Genomic DNA, 18,193 nt, shown 5'->3' with positions numbered 1-18,193 from the left:
TGCCGTCTCGCCGCCCGAGGCGCATGTCCGCGACGTGGGGGGGAGCCCGCGCTGACGGACGTCGCTCGAACAGGAGAGTCCATGAAGAAGCTGTGGTCCCTGTCCTTGATCGCCTTCTCGCTCACCGTCCTCGCCCTCTCCCTCTCGCCGCGCGCCGCCCGCGCCGCCGACGCCGAGTCGGAGAAGCTCGCGTCGCTCGGGAAGGCGCTCCGGTACACGCTGAAGACCACCGGGCCCGTCGCCGCGATCGACACCGGGGGCGCGGCGATCCTCGTGAAAGCGCCCCTGCCGACGGTCCGGAAGATCGTCACCTCCTACGGCAACTACAAGACGTTCATCGGCCCCTTCGACCAGAGCCGCGTGCTCGGGAAGCGCAAGGGCACGAGCGAGGTCTATCTCCAGGTGCCGATCCTGAACGGCGCCGCGCACATCTGGACGGTCGCCGACATGTCGCCGCCCACCAAGGACGGCGCCGACGAGGTGATCTCCGGCCGCCACAAGCGCGGCAACGTCGCCGACTTCCGCGCCCGCTGGCGGCTCCGCGCCGTCGACGAGCACCACACGATCCTGAAGCTCGAGCTGTTCGTCGCCCCGAAGCTCCCTTTCCCGCCCTCGGTCGTGACGACACAGCTCGTCAAGGCGGCCGACAAGGCGGTGACCGCTGTGCGGAATCGCGCACAGTCCGAGGCCCCCCCCGGCGTCGGGGCGACGACCGCCGCCGCCACCGACGTTCCGCCAGGCACCGCGGCGAGCACGTCGGCCGCCGCGTCCGCTGGCGCCGCTCCCGCCGCGCGAGGCGACGACCAGAGCAGCGTGACGGCGGCCCCCGCCGTGCTGCCAGCGAGCGTGGCCGATCTGCCGCCGGCCGACGACACAAGCGTCCGCCGCGACAAGGACGTGGCGCACCGCTAGCTCTCCCCGCAACCGACGCGACCGACGCGACCGACGCAGCCGACAGGGCGCCTCGGGACAGAGCGCCCAGCCACCCCTCCTCGCCTCCCCCCTTCCGTCCGCCCTTCCCCGCTCGGTCTACCGAGGCGGCTCACGCCCGTCGTGACGCCCGGTCGCCCGGTGGTGCGGTCATTTGCCCCGAGAGGGGCCACATGAAGACGGGAAGGCGGGAAGATCATTCGGGTTTTCTTCCCGCCTTCCCGCCTTCATGTTCACATGACTGCACTACCGGTCGCCCCCGATCGCCGCCGTTCACCACTGAGCCTGTTGAAAACCCCGGAGCGCCCCGGGCGAGCTCCGGCGCGCGCTCGTTGGGCGCAATTCCGCAGATCTACGGAGGCTGCGGCCCGGACCGTCCAGGGTTCTCAACAGGTTTTTCAACACGCATTCCGATTTCCCCACAAGAATTCCCACATTCCGCGGAACTTTTTCAACAAGGCGCGCCCCCGGCGGAGGTTGCGAGGGGACGGATGCATGAAGTAAAGCGTCTGCCGTGAGGTACCCCTTGCTGGACGTGCATTCAGATGCGCCGGCGCCCTCTCAGCCTCCTGCCGTGGCCGGCGCCTGCGCTTCCCGGGAGCGGCGCTCGGCCGTCTCGCGGTGGTGAGCAGAACATCGCTCCTCATTGTCCCGACCGAGCGGCACGTTGAACGCGAGCTCGCCTCTCTCGATCTGCGCGACGCGCGCACCGCGGACCAGCAAATCCGCTCACGGTGGAGCTTCGTCTCCGAGGCGCTCGCCCTGCTGGCGCCGGACGCCGCCCTTGCGAGCCCTCACACCACCCGCCTCGCCACCCGGCTCGCCCTCGACGCCCTGCCGCCGGATCGGCTGCGGCAGCCGGCCGAGCCCGCCGCGCGCGTCGCGCTAGCGCACGCCCTCGACCGCGCCCTCGGGAGCTTCCGGCGCGCCGGGACCTCCCCGGCGGAGCTGCGGGCGCTCGGGACCCCGTCCGCGATCGCCATCGCCGAGGTCCTCGATCGGGCGGACGCCGCCCTGCGGGCAGCGCGCCTCGTCGACCCGCGCTGCGCGGGGTTCCTGCTCGCGCGGGCGCTCCGCTCGGCCGGCGCGTCCGCCGCGCTCCCGCTCCCGCGCAAGGTCACGATCCGCGGCGCCGTGGCCTGGGAGCCCGACGATCTCGCCTGGGTCGAGGCGCTCCACGCCACGGTCCGCGCCCGCGGCGGCGCGGGCGTCACCGTCGAGCTGCCCGCGCTGCCGGACGACGGCGCGGCGCCGGTCGCCGACGCCCTGGAGCGGCGCTGGGCCTCGCTCGAGGACGCGCCGGAGATCGCGTGGGTGCCCGACGGCGGAGCGGAGCCGCTCGTCGCCATCGCGGCGAGGACCCCGGAGGGCGAGGCGCGCGCCGCCGCCGCCGAGGTGGCCGCCGCGCTCGGCCGCGGGATCCCGCCCGAGCGGATCGCCGTCGTCGTGCCGGCGCTCGACGACGCCGCGCTCGAGCCCCTCCGCGCCGCGCTGGCCGACGCGGGCGTCCGCTCGTCGGAGCCGCGCGGCCGCGCCGCCGCGAGCTGCCCCGACGGGCGCGTCGCGCTCGCCATCCTGCGCCTCGCCGTCGGGCCGGTGCGCCGCGAGCAGGCGATCGAGATCCTCCGCGCCCCCGGGGTCCACGCCGGCGCCTGGATGGACCGCACGTCCGCCGCCGAGGCGGAGCGGCGCTCGACCGACCTCGCCCACCGGCTGCGCGACGTGCCTGTCGAGGTGGATCGCACGGGCCGGCTGCTCATCGACGGCCTCATCTCGGTCGTGGCGGCCCGCCGCGCGGACCGCCGCGCAGGGACGGGGCGGACGCCGCCGGCGCCACCGATGACAGCGCAGGAGGCGCTGAGCGACGCGGAGCTCGCCCTGGGCCTCTCGGTGCTGGGCGGCGCGCACGGCGACGAGGACGACGACGACGACGAGGCGTGGATGCCGCACGCGCTGGAGCGGCTGCTCGCCAGCGCCCGCTGGATCGGCGAGGCGGCGACGCGGCCCGAGATCGTGCGGCGCTTCCTGTCGCTCCTCGACAAGCTGGGCTTCGGCGAGCCCGGGATCGAGGAGCTCCGCGCCGCGCTGCGCGGCGAGCGGCGGAGCGGCGGCGCGCTCGCGCTCGAGGCGATGGGCGCGATGGGTGCGATGGGCGCGATGGGTCAGGGCGCGCGGGCCGCGCGCGCGATCCGCGAGCAGGCCGAGGCGCTCGCGCGGGCCGCGTACGACCTCGGCTGCGAGGAGCGCCCCGCCACAGCGGCCGAGATCTACGCGGAGCTCGAGCGGGCCGCGGCCGAGCAGGGCGCCGGGCCGCGCGGCGACGCCGGCCGCGCCGGCGCGGTGCGCATCGACGTCGCCGCGGGGTTCACGGCGCTCGAGCACGACGTGGTGGTGGTGACCGGGCTCGACGCGCGCGCCTACGGCGGCAGCCCGGGCGCGGACGAGACGCTGCTCGGCGAGGCGCTCCGCGGGAGGCTGCCGGCGCCGAGCCGCCCCGCGTCGGGGCGAGAGCGCCAGGCGGCCCAGCGCGCGGAGCTCGGCTGGGCGCTCGCCGGCGCCCGGCGCGTCGCCGTCTGCTACACGCGCGGGGTAGACGACAGCGAGCCGAACGAGCCGCACCCGCTCTTCGTCGCGGCCGCGGCGGCCGGCGCGCAGCAGCGGACGGAGCCCGCCTCGCGCGTCGCCCCGGACGCGGCGCCCCTCGGCCCGCGCGACGCGGAGCTCATCGCCCTCGCGGGCGGCGGGCGGCCGGCGGCGGACCTCGCGGAGCGGATCCGGATCGAGCGCGCCCGCGCGGACTTCTTCCTCGATCCGCGCGCGCCGATCGACCTCCACACGGGCCGCGTCCTCGTCGACCGCGATCCCGCGCTCGCCGCGCAGCTCAGGGCCGCGATCGGCGGGGCGCACCCCGGCAGACCGATCGCCGTCACCCACATCGAGCGGGCCGTGGGCTGCGCCTTCGCGGCGTTCGCCCGGCGCGTCCTGCACGTGCGCCGCGCCGAGGATCTCGCCGAGTCGGCCGACGCGCGCGAGCGCGGCACGCTGATCCACCGCGCCCTGCAGGCCTCGTTCGAGGCGCTGCGCGAGCTCGGCCCGGAGCGCGATCCGGCCGAGCAGCTCGCGGCGGCGCGCGCCGCGGCCGAGGCGGCGCTCGGCGCCTCGGCGCCCATGGCCCCGCTCCGCCGCGAGGCGGTCGAGAAGGCGATCGCGGACGTGATGGAGGTCGTGGCCCGCACGCTCGACGGAGACGGGGAGGACGCGTCGCCGGAGCTCCGCTTCTTCCTGGCCGAGCGGCGCTTCGGCGCCGGAGAGCCGCCCCCGTGGCAGCCGCTCGAGCTCCCCCCGCTGTCCGACGAGGAGGGCGGCCCGAGCCTGTGGGTCGACGGCCAGATCGACAGGCTCGATCGATCGACCGACCAGCGCGTCGTGCGGGTCGTCGACTACAAGACCGGCAAGCTCCCCGACGCCAAGGAGCGGCGGCGGGCGCTCCAGCTGCCGCTGTACAGCGCCATCGCGGCGCGCGCGCTGGGCGCGGAGGAGGTGCGGGCCGTCTACATCGGCGTGCGCCAGCGCGGGCTCATCGAGCTGTGGCCGCGCACGGCGGACGAGCAGCGCGCGCTCGCCGAGGGCTGGGCCGAGGCCGCGCGCACCGCGCGGGCCGCGGTCATCGCGCTCTGGGAGGGCAAGGCCGCGCCGCGGCCGGCGCTCTCGACGATGTGCGCGCGGTGCGACGCGCGCGACGTGTGCCGCCGCCCCGCGGTCGTGCCGAGCGACGAGGCCGCGGAGGAGGTCGCGTGAGCGGCGCCCCGCGCGGCGCGGCGCTCGCCGAGGGCGACGCGCTCATCTACGCCTTCCGCCGCAACGTCGTGGTCGCCGCGAGCGCCGGCACCGGCAAGACCCACCGCCTCACGGCGCTCTACGTGCTGCTCACGCTCGGCCTCACCTCCGTCGGCCTGCCCGACGCCGCGTCGGCCGCGCCGCCTGTGCCGCCGGACCGCATCGTCGCGACGACGTTCTCGCGCGCCGCGGCGCGGGAAATCGCCCACCGCGTCGAGCGATCGCTCCGCGAGATCGCCCGCTGGAACGGCGAGGCGGACATCCCCTTCGCCGACATCCTCCGGGCGCGGCAGGCGGCCGTCGCCGGCCTCGCCGGCGCGGGCGGCGGCGCGCCGCTGCCCGTCGCCGAGCTGCGCAAGCGCGCGGAGGAGGCGCTCGCCCGCCTCCCTGCCGCGCGCATCGACACGCTCCACGGCGTCGCCAAGCAGATCGTGGACCGGCACGCGATCGCGATGGGGCTCTCGCCCTCGGCCCGGATCCTCGACGAGGAGGAGGCGCAGGCGCTCAGCGACCTCGCCGTCGACGAGGCGCTGAGCCGCGCGCTCGCCGAGGGGGGCGAGCGCGCCGAGGCGGCGCGCGCGCTCATGGCCGCGACGGGCGGCGTCGAGGCCGCGCGGAGCGAGATCACGCGGCTGCTCGACCGGCTCGACGAGGACGGCCTCGCGCCGCGCCGGCTCGCCGTGTCCGACCACGCCGCCGAGGCCAGCGCGCTCGCGCGGGAGCTCCGCCGCCTCGCCGCCGGGAGCGCCGCGCTCGGCAGCGCCGCCTTCCGCGCGCCGGCGGCGGCGCTCGTGGCGGCGCTCGGCCGCGAGGACGGCGGCGCGCCCTTCCCCGCGAGCGCGGCGAGCGCCCCGCTCATCGAGCTCCTCACGCAGCGCAAGCCGCACAAGAACAAGTCCACGCCGGCCGACGAGGCGCTCATCGCCTTCCGCGAGGGGCTGCCGGGCGAGACCCACCGCGACAAGGCGCAGCAGCTGCTCGGCTTCCTCCGCGAGGCCCCGGCCCTGTCGCGCCGCGAGGCGCGGATCATCGAGCTGCTGGAGGAGATCCGCGAGCGGCTCTCGGCGATCCGCCGCACCGAGGGCGGCCTCGGGTTCGGGGATCTCCTGCGCGCCGCCCGCGACGGCCTGCGGGACGATCCGGCGATCGGCGCGGCGGTCCGCGGCTCGGTCGACGTGCTGCTCGTCGACGAGTTCCAGGACACGAGCGCGGTGCAGCGCGATCTCGTGTACCTCCTGCGCGAGCGGGACGACGCCGCCCTCGCGCGCCCGGCCGGCGCGGCCCCGACGGCGGCCAGCCTGTCCGGTCATGGCCTGTTCCTCGTCGGCGATCGCAAGCAATCCATCTACGGGTTCCGCGGGGCCGACGTCTCCATCTTCTGCCGCGTCTGCGCGGAGCTCGCCGGCGCCGCCGCGGGCCGCGCGCTCGAGCTCGCGCCCGCGCTCTGGTCGCCGGATCCGAGCGCCGATTTCGTGGCGCTCCGCGAGAGCCGCCGGTCGACGCCCGAGCTGCTCGCGTTCATCAACGCCTTCTCCGCGCGGGATTTCGCCCAGGATCGCGGCGCGGGCGACGGCGGCGCGGGCGACAGCGACGCGGGCGCGCCCCCGGCCTCGCCGCGCGAGTTCGAGATCGCCTACAGCGCGGCCGAGCACCTCGTCGCGGCGCCGGGCAGGGCCGCGGAGGGCCCGACGGACGTCGTGCTCGTCAGCGACGGCGGCGGCGCTCCGGACGGGGTCGACGCCCTCGTCCGGGACGCGCGCGGGCAGCTTCGCGAGGCGCTGATCGCGGCCGCGTACATCGCGCGGCGCGTCCGCGGCGCGGGCGGCGACGGCGCCGCGGGCCGCGAAGGCGCCGCGGGCGGCGACGGCGCCGCGGGCCGCGAAGGCGCCGCGACCGGCGATCTGCGCTTCCGCGACGTCGCCGTGCTCACCCGTCGGAGGAGCACGATCCCGCTCGTCGAGCTGGCGCTCGCGCGCCTCGAGATCCCGTACGTGGTGGCCGGCCGCGCGCTCTTCGACGCGGCCGAGGTCCGCGATCTGGCCGCGATCCTCCGCCTCCTGCTCGATCCGCGCGATCGCCTGGCCCTGGCGACCGTCCTCCGCGGCCCGGTGGTGGCGCTCTCCGACACGTCGCTGGCGCTGCTCGCGCCTCCCGGCCGCGGCCTCGCGGTCCCGTTGCTCGGCCGCTGGCCCGCCGCCGCGCCGGCGCAAGGGGCCTGGTCGCCCTCGCCCGACGACGCCGAGCTCGACGGCGGGCGCCCGCTCCCCGCCCTCGCGCGCCTCCCCGCGGGGGACCGCGAGCGGCTCGAGGCGTTCCGCGCCCGCTATGCCGGCCTGCGCCGCGCCGCGCTCCGCTCGACGCCGGGCGAGGCGATCCGCGCCGCGGTCACCGCCTTCGATCTCGACCGCGTCATCGCGGCGCTCCCTCGCGCGCAGGCCCGCCTCGGCAACGTCGACCGCCTGGTCTCCATCGCCCGCCGCCGGGGCGGCTCGCTCGCGAGCTTCGTCCGCTGGCTCGACCGCCGCATCCGCGACGAGGCGGACGAGCCCGAGGCCGCTGTCTTCTCGCCCGACGACGACGCCGTGCGGCTCACGACGATCCACGCCAGCAAGGGGCTCGATTTCCCGGCGGTCGTGCTCCTGGATCTCAACGCGGAGCCCCGCGCGGCGCAACCCGGCCTGAGCTACGTCCCCGCCGCGGGGGACCGGCCCGCCGCCCTGCTCGTGCGCCACTTCGCGCGGGTCGTCGACGGGCGCTCGCGGACCGGCTCGCTCCACGACGCCGGGGCGTCGGCGCGCGGGCCGTTGTTGCCCGTCAGCACGCCCGCGCTCCGGGCGGCGCGCGCCGAGGTGCGGGCGCGGGAGCGCGCCGAGCGGCAGCGGCTCACGTACGTCGCGATCACGCGCGCCCGCCGCGAGCTCGTGCTCGTCGGCGCCGAGGCGAAGCCGCGGAGCGGCTCGGCGTGGCTCACGCTGAAGGCGGCGGTCGACGCCGAGCCCCGGGCCGCGGCGGCAGCCGACGGCGAGCCCCGCAGCGCCGCGGAGGACCTCGGCATCGAGGCCTCCACGCTCGCCGGCGCCATCCGCGCGACGCTCGACGCCAGCGCGCTGCTCGCCGGGGCGAAGGCGCCCGCGCCCGGCACCGACGCGTACGCGCGCGCCGCGCCGGCCCCCCGGGCGCCGCCGGCGACGGGGCCCGCGCGCGCGCAGACCGTGCTGGTCGCGGCCGCGTCCCTCGCGGCGTTCCAGGCGTGCCCGCGCCGCTTCCGGCTGCGCCACCTCCTCGGGATCGGCGAGCCTGCCGGCGAGGGCCAGCTCGGCCTGTTCGACGTCGAGGGCCCGCCCGAGCTGCCGGGCGAGGAGCGCGTCGAGCTCGAGGACGGCGCGGACCCTCGCCCTCCTGGCCGCGCCGTGCACCGGGTGCTCCAGCGCTGGCCGCGCGCGCGCTGGGGTGAGCCGACCGAGGCCGAGGAGGTCGCCGCCCGCCTCGCCTTCGAGGGGTTCCCGCCGCACGGCCCGGACGTGCTGCGCACCGCGGAGCGCGTCGCGCGCTTCCTGGACGGCCCCTACGCGCGGCAGGTGCGCGGCGAGGAGGCGTCGCTCCTCCGGGAGGAGGCGCTCGTGCTCGACGTCGAGCCCCAGCACGCCGGACGGCGGCGCGGCGCGAGGCTCGCGCTCTCGCTCGCCATCGATCTCGCCGTCCTGCACCCGGGCGGCCTCGTCGACGTCGTCGAGTACAAGCGCGCGCGCCCCCGGGCGGATCTCTCGCCGTACGAGCTCCGCCTGCGCGCGTGCGCGCTCGCGCTCAGGCGGCGCCACCCCGACCGCCCCGTCCGCGCAGGCGTGCTCTTCGTCGGCGCCGAGGTCGAGCCCGCGTGGCTCCCGGCCTCGGGCCCCATGGGGACCCTCACCGACGACGAGCACGCGCGGTTCGAGCGCGAGCTCGCCCGGCTAGCCGAGCGCTTCGCCGAGGCGAGGGCCGAGGATCGCTTCGACGGCGTCCCGGTCGAGGCGTGCCGCAAGCTGCGCTGCGGCTTCGTGCGGGCCTGCCACGGCTAGCGCCGCCGCGGCCCCCGAAGCCCGTCGAGCGAAGACGGCGAGGCCCCCCTCGACGACCTCGCTCCTACCGCGCCCCCGCCTGCTCCTCGATCTCCTCCTGCGACGCGCTCTGCGCCGGAGCGCGCCGCGGCGGCTCCAGCACGAGCGGCAGGATCTCCTCCATCGACGACACCATCGTGATCTGGATCTGATCCTTGACGTCCTGCGGCACGTCCTCGAGGTCGCGCCGGTTCTTCGCCGGGATGAGCACGTGCCGGATCCCGGCGCGGTGGGCCGCGAGCAGCTTCTCCTTGACGCCGCCGACCGGCATCACCCGCCCGCGCAGCGAGATCTCCCCCGTCATCGCGACGTCGCTGCGCACCGGCGCCCCGAGCAGCAGCGACGCCACCGCGGAGAACATCGTCACGCCCGCGCTCGGCCCGTCCTTCGGCGTGCCGTGCTGCGGGATGTGCACGTGCAGATCGATCTCCTTGAGCCACTCCGGATCGAGGTGCAGCCGATCGGCCTTGCTGCGCACGAAGCTCACCGCCGTGCTCGCCGATTCCTGCATCACGTTCCGCATGTTGCCGGTGAGCACCACGTTGCCCTTCCCCGGCATCTTCGTCGCCTCGATGAAGAGGATCTCGCCGCCGGCCGGCGTCCACGCGAGGCCGGTCGCGACCCCGGGCTGGAGCGTCCGCTCGGCGATCTCGGGGCGGTGCTTGTGCGGGCCGAGCACCTGCTCCACGTGCTCCGGCGTCGCCACCTCGTGCACGTCGTGGCCCTCGGCGACCTTCACCGCCGTCGCGCGGCACACCGCCGCGATCTGCCGCTCCAGGCCGCGCACCCCCGCCTCGCGCGTGTAGTGGTCGACGACCGCCTCGATGCCCGGCTCCGTGAACTCCAGGCGCTCGTCGGTGAGCCCGTGCGCCGACAGCTGCTTCGGCACCAGGAACTCCCGCGCGATCCCCAGCTTGTCCGTCCGCGTGTAGCCGGGCACCTCGATGACCTCCATGCGGTCGACGAGCGGCCCCGGGATCCCGTCCCAGTTGTTCGCGGTCGCGAGGAACATCACCTGCGACAGATCGAACGGCAGGTCGAGGTAGTGGTCCTGGAACGTCGAGTTCTGCTCCGGATCGAGCACCTCGAGGAGCGCCGCCGCCGGATCGCCCCGCAGGTCGACGCCCATCTTGTCGACCTCGTCGAGCACGAGCACCGGGTTCTTGGTCCCCGCCTTCTTCAGCGCCTGCAGGATGCGCCCGGGCAGCGCGCCCACGTACGTGCGCCGGTGCCCGCGGATCTCCGCCTCGTCGCGCACGCCGCCGAGCGCGATCCGCTCGTAGCGGCGCCCCATGCTGCGCGCGATCGACTTGCCGAGCGACGTCTTGCCGACGCCGGGCGGCCCGATGAAGAGCAGGATCGGCCCCTTCTTGTCCGTGCGAAGCTGCCGGATCGCCGAGTACTCGACGATCCGCTTCTTCACCTTCTCCAGCCCGAGGTGATCCTCGTCGAGGCAGCGCCGCACGCTCTCGACGCTCAGCTTGTCCACCGTCGTCTTCGACCACGGCAGATCCGCGATCCACTCGAGGTACGTCTTGGTCACGTTGAACTCGGCCGACTGCTGCGCCATCGAGCGCAGCCGGCTGAGCTGCTTGCGGACCACCTTGTCGACCTCCGCCGGCACCTTGGCGCGCCGGATGCGCTCGCGGAGCTCCTCGATCTCGTCGTCGTCGCCGCCCTCGCCGAGCTCCTCCTTGATCGACTTCATCTGCTGCCGGAGGATGTACTCGCGCTGCGACTTGCCCATCTCCTCCTGCACCATGGAGGAGATCTCCTTCTTGACCCGCAGCACCTCGAGCTGGCGGCCGACCATCGCGAGCACGAGGCGCACGCGCGCCTTCACGTCGAACGCCTCGAGGATCTCCTGCTTGTCGCCGACCGAGGCCTGCGCCTGCGGGAAGTTCGAGGCGATCAGATCGGCGAGCGCGCCCGGCTCGCGCACGTTGTCGAGGATGCCCGCCGTGTCGCGCGGCAGGTTCGGCATCAGGCCGAGCACCTCGCGCGTCGCCTCGCGCAGGCCCGCGCCGAGCGCCTCGAGCTCCACATCGCGGACGAGCGACTCCGGGATGCGCTCGATCCGCGCGCGCATGTACGGCTCCAGCGAGAACGCCGACTTCACCCGGAAGCGGCCGAGCCCGTTCAGCACGACCGAGTAGTTGTTCGGGCCGAGCCGGATGACCTTCACCACGCGCGCGACGGTCCCGACGGAGTAGAGCTCCTTGAACGTCGGCTCGTCCACGTCGGGCGACCTCTGGCTGATCACGCCGACCAGCGCGCGCTCGCGGCCGAGGAGATCCTCGACGAGGCGCACGCTCCGCGGCCGACCGACGTTGATCGGCACGACCGACATCGGGAACAGCACCGAGTTGCGCAGCGGGAGGATCGGGACGCTATCCGCGTCGGGCGAGGGAGGCGTTCGCGAAGAAGGATCGCCGGTCGGCATGCAGACAACCCTAGTACAGCGCTCTTCTCGAAGCCATGACGCGGGCGCGCCGCTAGAAGTCCTTGATCTTCCAGACCCCGTGCTCGCGCGTGAAAGCGACCGTGCCGCCGGCGCCGTAGGCCATGGACGCGCTGTCCCCGGTCTCCTCGATGGTCGCGGTCGGCAGCGCCGCCTTGATCGCCTGGACGACCCGGTTGATCTGCTCCTTCTGCGGCCCCTCCCAGGCGCTCTTCAGCTTCTCGGGCGTGAGCTGCCCCGCGTCGGCCGCGGCCTTGACCGTCCCGGGCCGACCGCCAGGCTTCTGCGCCGCGTCAGCTCCCGCGCCGGGCGGCGCGGCTCCAGGTCCGGCGGGCTGCGCCGGGCCCTCGCCGCCGGCGCGCGCGGAGCCCGCCTCGCCGGGCGCGCCTGCCTCATCGGGCGCGGCGCCCGCGGGCTCGACGAGGCCTTCCCTCTCGGCGTCGGGAACGTAGCGCATGATCACATCGTAGCGCCTCCGCTCGAAGGCCCGCAGGAACCCCACCAGCGCCTGCCGGGGCGTCGCCTGACCGTAGAGATCGACCGCCGCCGCGTCGAGCCGCCAGCGGCCGCCCTCGAAGACGAGCAGGAGCTCCTCGCCGTTCGGCATGGTGACCGTCGCGGTCACCACCGGATCGGCCGCGGGCCGCGCGATGGCGCGGGCGATCTCGAGCGCGTCGTCCGGGTTGTCCCGCACCGCGCGCCGGAAGGCCTCGAGCGACATCGACCGCTTGGCCTCGTCCGAGAGCAGCCGGTAGGCCGCGTCGACGCGCCCCTCCTGGAGCGCCTGCGCGTAGGCCCGGAGCGTGTCGCTCGGGCCCTGCTGTGCGTAGCTCGATCCGCACGCCGGGAGCGCGAGGGCGAGCAGGAGAAGCGCCGTGCGTTTCACGGATCGCGCCATAGCACACGCGGCGGCGAGCGCGCAGATGGCGCGGCGTCTGGGTGCGGCTTGCCGGGGATCGCCAGGAGGCGCTAACACGTTCGACAGATGGATAACCTCCGGCTCGAACGTCGCCCGGAAGCCCGAGCACTCAGTGTTGAGCGTCTGCTCCTGGACATCCGGGACGGCAGGCTTCGGATCCCGGACTTTCAGCGCCCGCTCCGCTGGCGCTCCGCCCATGTGCTCGAGTTCTTCGACAGCGTGTACCGCGGGTTCCCTGTCGGCGAGCTCCTTCTGTCCAAGAGATCAGCTGAGGCGCGGCTCCTGCACTTCGGCCCGCTCCGGGTGGATGCCCCCGCCGTTCCCGACGCCCTCTTCGTCGTCGATGGCCAGCAACGCATCAACGCGCTCGCCGGCGCCTTGTTGCACCCCGACACGCGACCACGCGGCGACATCCACGCGATATGGTTCGATTTGGAGAAAGAGTGTTTCGTCCGCTCTCGCTCGGCCGAGCCGCCGCCGCACTGGATCCCGCTGAACGTCATCTCCGATTCCTTCCTGCTGCTAAGCTGGCTGCACGAGTGGCCGTTCCGTAGCGAGCGGCCCGACTTGGTCCAGCGTGCCATCGCGCTCGGCAAGGCCATCCGGGAGTACCAGATCCCCGCGTACATCGTGGAAGGGGCATCGAAGGAAGTCCTCCGGCTGATCTTCAAGCGGGCCAACACCTCCGGCGTGCGGATGAAAGAGAGCGAGGTGTTCGAGGCGCTCTTCGACGGTACGGAGCTGCGCCCGATCGAGAGCTCCTGCGCGCGCCTCCAGGAGCAGACCGGGTTCGGCGTCATGGACCGAGACTGGTTCCTACGCTGCCTCAAGGCCGTCGAAGGCCGGGATCCGCGGCGCACCTTCACAGAACGCGAGGGCGATGCCGCGGAGGTGAGGGCGTACGCGGTCGAGGACACCGAGACCGCGCTGCGCCGTGCGATCGGTTTCCTCGCCGACGACGCCGGGATCATTCATCTGCAGCTCCTGCCCTACCGGCTCCCGCTCATCCTCCTCGCCCGATTCTTCCACCTGCACCCGAATCCGCACCCGCGTACGCGGACGCTCCTGGTCCGCTGGATCTGGCGCGGAGCGCTCGCCGGCGTTCACACGGACAGCAGCCACGCGACCGTCAACAACCTGCAATCCGGGATCGACCGCGATGAGTTCGCCTCGGTGGAGCGCCTGCTCCTCACGGTCCCGAAGGTGGCGGAGCCACCGGCCGCCTCTACGGCCTGGTCGGGCCACAGCGCAGCCACGCGCCTCTGCGCGATCGCCATGCTTCACATGGATCCTCGGAACGTCGAGACGGGCGAGGTCTACACCACGCAGGAGGTCCAGAAGCTGCTCGACAGGCGGGATCTGGCCAAGATCTTCCGCGACGTGGACCAAAGCGCGCCGTCGACGGTCGCACGGCGCCTCCTGCTTCCAGTCAGCCGGCAGCTCGCCAGGCTTCCGCGCGCGCCGGATGAGGTCCTACGAAGCCACGGTATGGACCGGGACGCCGCAGACGCGCTTCAACGCGGGGACATCGCCGGATTCGTCGAGCGCCGCGCGCGGGAGCTCGACCGGTGGTTTCAGCGCTTCTTCTCCGAGCGAAGCGCTCCGGGCGAGACCGACCGCCTCCCCGTCACCGAGCTCGTTCGGCGGGTTGAGGCGCAGGCTGCCACGACATGAGCGCCCTTGAGGTGCGCCTCGGAGCCGTGCGGGTCGGCATCCTGGAACGCTTCAAAGACTGGGACTACCGCTTCTCCTTCGACGATTCCTGGCTCCGTATGGCTGAGCCGCCGGTGCTCGGCCAGCTCTTCGAGGACCGCAAACCGCACGACATCGAGAGCACCGGCAACCTGCTCTGCTGGTTCGATCACCTCCTCCCTCAGGGAGGACTTCTGCGCCGTGCCGTCGCCAAGCAAGCGCACTGCGACGACGATGACGAGTTCGATCTACTGCAAGTCCTCGGCGAGGATCTTCCGGGCGCCGTCATCCTGGCACCCTGCCTGCCGCGGCTCACGCGCGAGCCCGGCGTGAATCGCATCCAGCCTCCGCCCACGGCAGAGGGATTGCTTCGTTCATCGCTCGCGGGGGCGCAGTACAAGCTGTCCGTTCGCAAGGGAGAGCGTGGCCTGACCCTCCCGGTGCAAGGAGAGACGGGATCCTACATCGCGAAGTTTCATGATCCGCTCCACAAGGAGCTACCTCGGGTCGAGCTCGCCACGATGCTCTGGGCAAAAGCGTCGGGCATCGCGGTCCCGCCGTGTCGGCAGGCGCGCATCGAGGAATTCATGCCCCTTCCGGAGGGAACCCCGATCGGCGACGGAACGGTGTTCCTCATCGAGCGCTTCGATCGTCTACCAGGCGGCGAGCGCGTCCACATCGAAGATCTGGCCCAGGTGCTCGATCGCCCGCCTGGCGACCCAGGACAGTACACGGGACGCTACGAGCACATCGCAACCATCCTCGCGCACCTCGCGCCCGAGGATCTGCGACCGTTCTGCGAGCGCCTCGTGTTCTGCATGCTCTGCGGGAACACCGACGCGCATCTGAAGAACTGGTCCCTGATCTATCCGGACAAGCGTCACCCTCGCCTGTCCCCCGCCTATGATCTGGTGGCGTCCATCCTCTACGTACCGCCGCTCGGCGACGGGCTCGCGCTCGACCTCGGCGGTTCGCGCCGGTTCGAGGACGTGCGGATCGAATCGTTCCGACTGCTAGCAGAGGTCGTCGATCGCCCGTTCGACGAGGTAGCGGGCTGGGTCCGGCAGGCGGCGGAGCGCGTGCGCGAAGCGTGGCATGAGCATGCGGCGGAGCTGCCTTACCGTTCGAAGGAGCGCGCTCGCATCGACGAGCACATGGCGCGCGTCCCGCTGGCGACCGCCACGCCGTCCAGCTGACGGACTATCGCCCGTCACTTCGCGCGCTTCAGCACCGCCCCGTCCTTCACCGGCGCGCCGTCGCTGCCGTCCGGCGATCCCTCGTTGATCCAGTAGACGGTCGCCTCGTCCACCGCGATGTCGCCCGGCCGCGCCTGCCCCGAGGCCAGCACCTCCTGCTCGCCGCCGCCCTTCGGCATGCGCACGACCGTCCCCGCGTCGCGCCGCGTCCAGTACACGTGCCCCTCGTCCACCGCGAGGCCGTTCAGCTGGCCCTGATCCGACGCGATCTCCTCGGGCGCGCCGACCTCCGCCCCGCTCAGATCCGCCCGGAAGACGCTGCCGCCCTCGAAGCTCGCCCAGTAGACCGCCGCCGCGCTCCCCTCCCCGTCCACGTCGAGCGCGATCTCGCGCGGCGTGAGCTGCTCCGCGGCGATCGTCACCGAGGCCTCCCCCACGCGGCACGCCACCGCCCCGTCGGTCCTGCCCAGCGTGCCCTGGTACGTCCAGCACACGGTGTCCCCCGCGCTGGCCACGCGGTAGGGCGACGAGAACGCCGCGCCGGTCGGCGTCAGCTCCTCCGGCGCGCCGAGCTCGACGTCCGCGCCGCTGCCGCTCAGCTGCGCCCGGAACACGCCGCCTCCCCAGAGCTCGGTCCACGCGAGCGCGCCGCCCGAGAGCGCGAGCCCCTCGGGCTGCTCCAGATCCGCGAGCAGCACGCGCGGCTCGCCGCCCGCGAGCGGGACCACCCGCAGCGTGCCGTCCTCCGCGTTCGTCCAGAAGGCCACCTGCCGCACCTCGTCGATCGCGAGATCCCGCGGCGAGGCCTGCGTCGCGCCGAGGATCAGCGGATCTCCGCCGCCGACGGGCGCCGTCTTCAGCTCCCCGTCCTCGTGGGCCATCCCCTCCCCGTCGAACGTGGCGCCCGCGATCCACGTCACGCCGCCCCCCGCCACCTGCAGCGACACCGGGTGGACCTGCGCCACAGCGATGGGGACCGGCGCCGACGCGTCGGGCCTCGTCGACTCGCCGCCCTGCAGCGCCGACCACGGGCCGCACGTCGGCAGATCCGTGCCCTTCCTGCGGCACTGCCCCTCGCCCGCCGCCGCGATCGCGAGCCCCGCCAGCTTGCCGCTCTGCGCCCGCCGGCACACCTCGACCGGCAGCCGGAGCACGTTGCCCTCCTCCACCCGGAAGCCCGCGTCGCTCTCCGCGTCGAGCGGCACGAAACACGCGCTCTCGCCGCAGATGCCGCCGCCCTGCGTGAGCAGCGCGACGTTCACGTCGCCGCTCGGCGCGGCGGCCCGGCACACGGTGCCGTCCGCGGCGAACGCCTCGAGATCGATCGGCGCCGACGCGGCGCCGGCGAAGCACTGGAGAGTGTCGAAGCAGAGCCCGTCGCCGTCGCCTGCCCCGCCGCCGAACACCGCCACGGCCTCGTAATCGGGCAGCGCGCGCGAGTCGACCTCGCGCGGCACACACGAGCCCGCGACGCAGCTCTGGCCCTCGGGGCAGCTGTTCTTGACGAGCACGTTGCCCTCCGCGTCCCGCCGCGCGTTGCCCTGCTCGTCGCGCTCGACCTCGGCCGAGCCGTCGCACAGGAACTGGATGGGCATGTGCAGCGTCGCCGTGCGCCCCTCGGGCACGGTCGTCAGCACCTCGCGGAGCAGGCGCACCCCGTCCTTCCCGCCGCGGCTCGCGATGACGCGCACCCGGAGCGCCTGCGACGGGTCGTCGGGCGTGAGGAAGCCCAGCGTCGCCGGCAGGAGGATCGACCCCTCGCTCCCGAGCCGCTCGAACGTCTCGTCGTAGACGACGGACCCGTCGAGCGTCGCCTCGATCCGGACCGTATCGATGTCCTTCGGCAGCGACATGTCCGTCTGGAAGACGACCATGAGCTGCCCCTTCTCCCCGCCGCAGGCCGGAGCCCCCGCCGCCGCCGCGAGCGAGAGCAACGCCGCCGCCGACATCGGTCCCGTCCGCTTCGTCCGCTTCGTCCGCTTCATCCGCATCAACGTCTCCCTCCGAAGCCGAGTGGGACCGTGCCCAGGCTGCCCTGCTCCGCCGGCGTCCCCGGCTCGAAGAGCAGCGAGCCCGCGACGAGCGCGCCCGCGAAGATCGCCGCGCCGCCGCCGATCCAGAGCCACTTGCTCGCGCCGCCCCGCTGCGCGGCGCGCTCGAGCGACACGTCGATCCGGCGGCGCTCGTCGTCGCGGACCAGGATCTGCGCCTCGTGGGGCGCCATCCCCGGCGCCGTCACCCGCAGCGCGTGGGTCCCGCTCTGCACCGAGCCCTCCCAGCGGCCCTTGCCCACCACCTTGCCGTCGATCGCGATGAGATCGTCCTGCCCCGCCGCGATGGCGAGCCGCCCCCGGTGCACCGCCCGGTCGAGCCGCGCCTCGAGCACGACGCTGTCGCCGCCCACGACCTTCACCTGCCGGACGAAATCGACGAAGCCCGGCTTCGACACGCGGATGCGGCGCTCGCCGATGTCGATCGGCACCGGCGCGGCGAGCGGCGTCGTCCCGACCGGCTCGTCGTCCACGAACACCGCGGCCCCCGGCTCGCTCGCCGTGATCGCGAGGAGGGACACGAAGATCCCGGCGGCCTTGAGCAGATCGGCGATGTCCTGCCTGTCGCGCGCCGACAGCGCGGCGCCCCCCTCGGCCTCCAGCCGGCGCAGCGTCGCGAGCATCGACGCGTAGCGCCGCAGGTTCTTCTGGCAGAGCGCGACCTTCCAGAGCAGCCGGTGATCGCGCGACAGCTCGTACGCGCGCTCGTACCGCGCGAGCGCGCCCGCGTAGTCGCCGTCGTCGAACAGCGCCGCGCCCGCCCCGTGCTCGGCCCTGGCCATCCCGGTCAGCGACTCCGCGAGCGGCGCCTCCGCGGGCGGCGTCGCGGCGGGCGGCGTCGCGGCGGGCGGCGTCGCGGCGGGCGGCGTCGCAGCGGGCGGCGTCGCGGCGGGCGCCGTGCGCGCCGGCTGGGCCGCGGCGACGCCCGCCGCGAGCCACACGCCGAGCGCGGCCGCGGTGGCGCGCCCCCAATGGCCCAGGTGCTTCCCTCGCATCGATGCTCCTTGCTG

The 18,193-nt window shown here is 74.4% G+C and carries 9 protein-coding genes; 5 read left to right on the top strand and 4 right to left on the bottom strand.

What is annotated here, in order from left to right:
* Positions 1–81: 81 nt before the first annotated feature.
* The 3 genes from WMF27_RS14415 to WMF27_RS14405 all read left to right on the top strand — a co-directional run bounded on the left by WMF27_RS14415 (position 82) and on the right by WMF27_RS14405 (position 8,825).
* Entirely contained in the window at positions 82–912 is an 831-nt protein-coding gene (locus WMF27_RS14415; RefSeq protein WP_437768299.1) for an SRPBCC family protein, read from the top strand.
* A 642-nt stretch (positions 913–1,554) separates the two neighbouring features.
* Complete coding sequence (locus WMF27_RS14410) at positions 1,555–4,728, top strand: PD-(D/E)XK nuclease family protein (protein ID WP_437768300.1); 3,174 nt, start codon at positions 1,555–1,557, stop codon at positions 4,726–4,728.
* Positions 4,725–8,825, top strand: coding sequence for a UvrD-helicase domain-containing protein (locus WMF27_RS14405; RefSeq protein WP_437768301.1), 4,101 nt, complete (start codon positions 4,725–4,727; stop codon positions 8,823–8,825). The genes WMF27_RS14410 and WMF27_RS14405 overlap by 4 nt, the downstream gene beginning before the upstream one ends.
* Before the next feature lie 64 nt (positions 8,826–8,889).
* On the opposite strand, the gene lon is transcribed toward WMF27_RS14405, so the two are convergent.
* Both lon and WMF27_RS14395 read right to left on the bottom strand, forming a co-directional pair.
* Positions 8,890–11,307, bottom strand: coding sequence for an endopeptidase La (gene lon / locus WMF27_RS14400; RefSeq protein WP_437768302.1), 2,418 nt, complete (start codon positions 11,305–11,307; stop codon positions 8,890–8,892).
* A gap of 52 nt (positions 11,308–11,359) precedes the next feature.
* A complete protein-coding gene (locus WMF27_RS14395; protein WP_437768303.1) occupies positions 11,360–12,211 on the bottom strand; it encodes a hypothetical protein in 852 nt (283 codons plus the stop codon).
* Between the two features lie 99 nt (positions 12,212–12,310).
* Here WMF27_RS14395 and WMF27_RS14390 point away from each other — a divergent pair, with 99 nt between their 5' ends.
* Complete coding sequence (locus tag WMF27_RS14390; RefSeq protein WP_437768304.1) at positions 12,311–13,918, top strand: DUF262 domain-containing protein; 1,608 nt, start codon at positions 12,311–12,313, stop codon at positions 13,916–13,918.
* Complete coding sequence (locus tag WMF27_RS14385) at positions 13,915–15,132, top strand: type II toxin-antitoxin system HipA family toxin (protein WP_437768305.1); 1,218 nt, start codon at positions 13,915–13,917, stop codon at positions 15,130–15,132. The genes WMF27_RS14390 and WMF27_RS14385 overlap by 4 nt, the downstream gene beginning before the upstream one ends.
* Before the next feature lie 14 nt (positions 15,133–15,146).
* Here the strand turns inward: WMF27_RS14385 and WMF27_RS14380 are convergent, their stop codons facing one another.
* Entirely contained in the window at positions 15,147–17,123 is a 1,977-nt protein-coding gene (locus WMF27_RS14380; protein WP_437768306.1) for a hypothetical protein, read from the bottom strand.
* Positions 17,123–18,178, bottom strand: a complete 1,056-nt coding sequence (locus tag WMF27_RS14375) for a PEGA domain-containing protein (protein WP_437768307.1) — start codon at positions 18,176–18,178, stop codon at positions 17,123–17,125. The genes WMF27_RS14380 and WMF27_RS14375 overlap by 1 nt, the downstream gene beginning before the upstream one ends.
* Between the last annotated feature and the right edge of the window lie 15 nt (positions 18,179–18,193).

The organism is Sorangium sp. So ce281, assembly GCF_051527395.1.
Lineage (GTDB): Bacteria > Myxococcota_A > Polyangia > Polyangiales > Polyangiaceae > Sorangium > Sorangium cellulosum_B.
The sequence above is the reverse complement of the archived record's forward strand: the minus strand, read 5'-3'. Positions and strand labels throughout refer to the sequence as shown.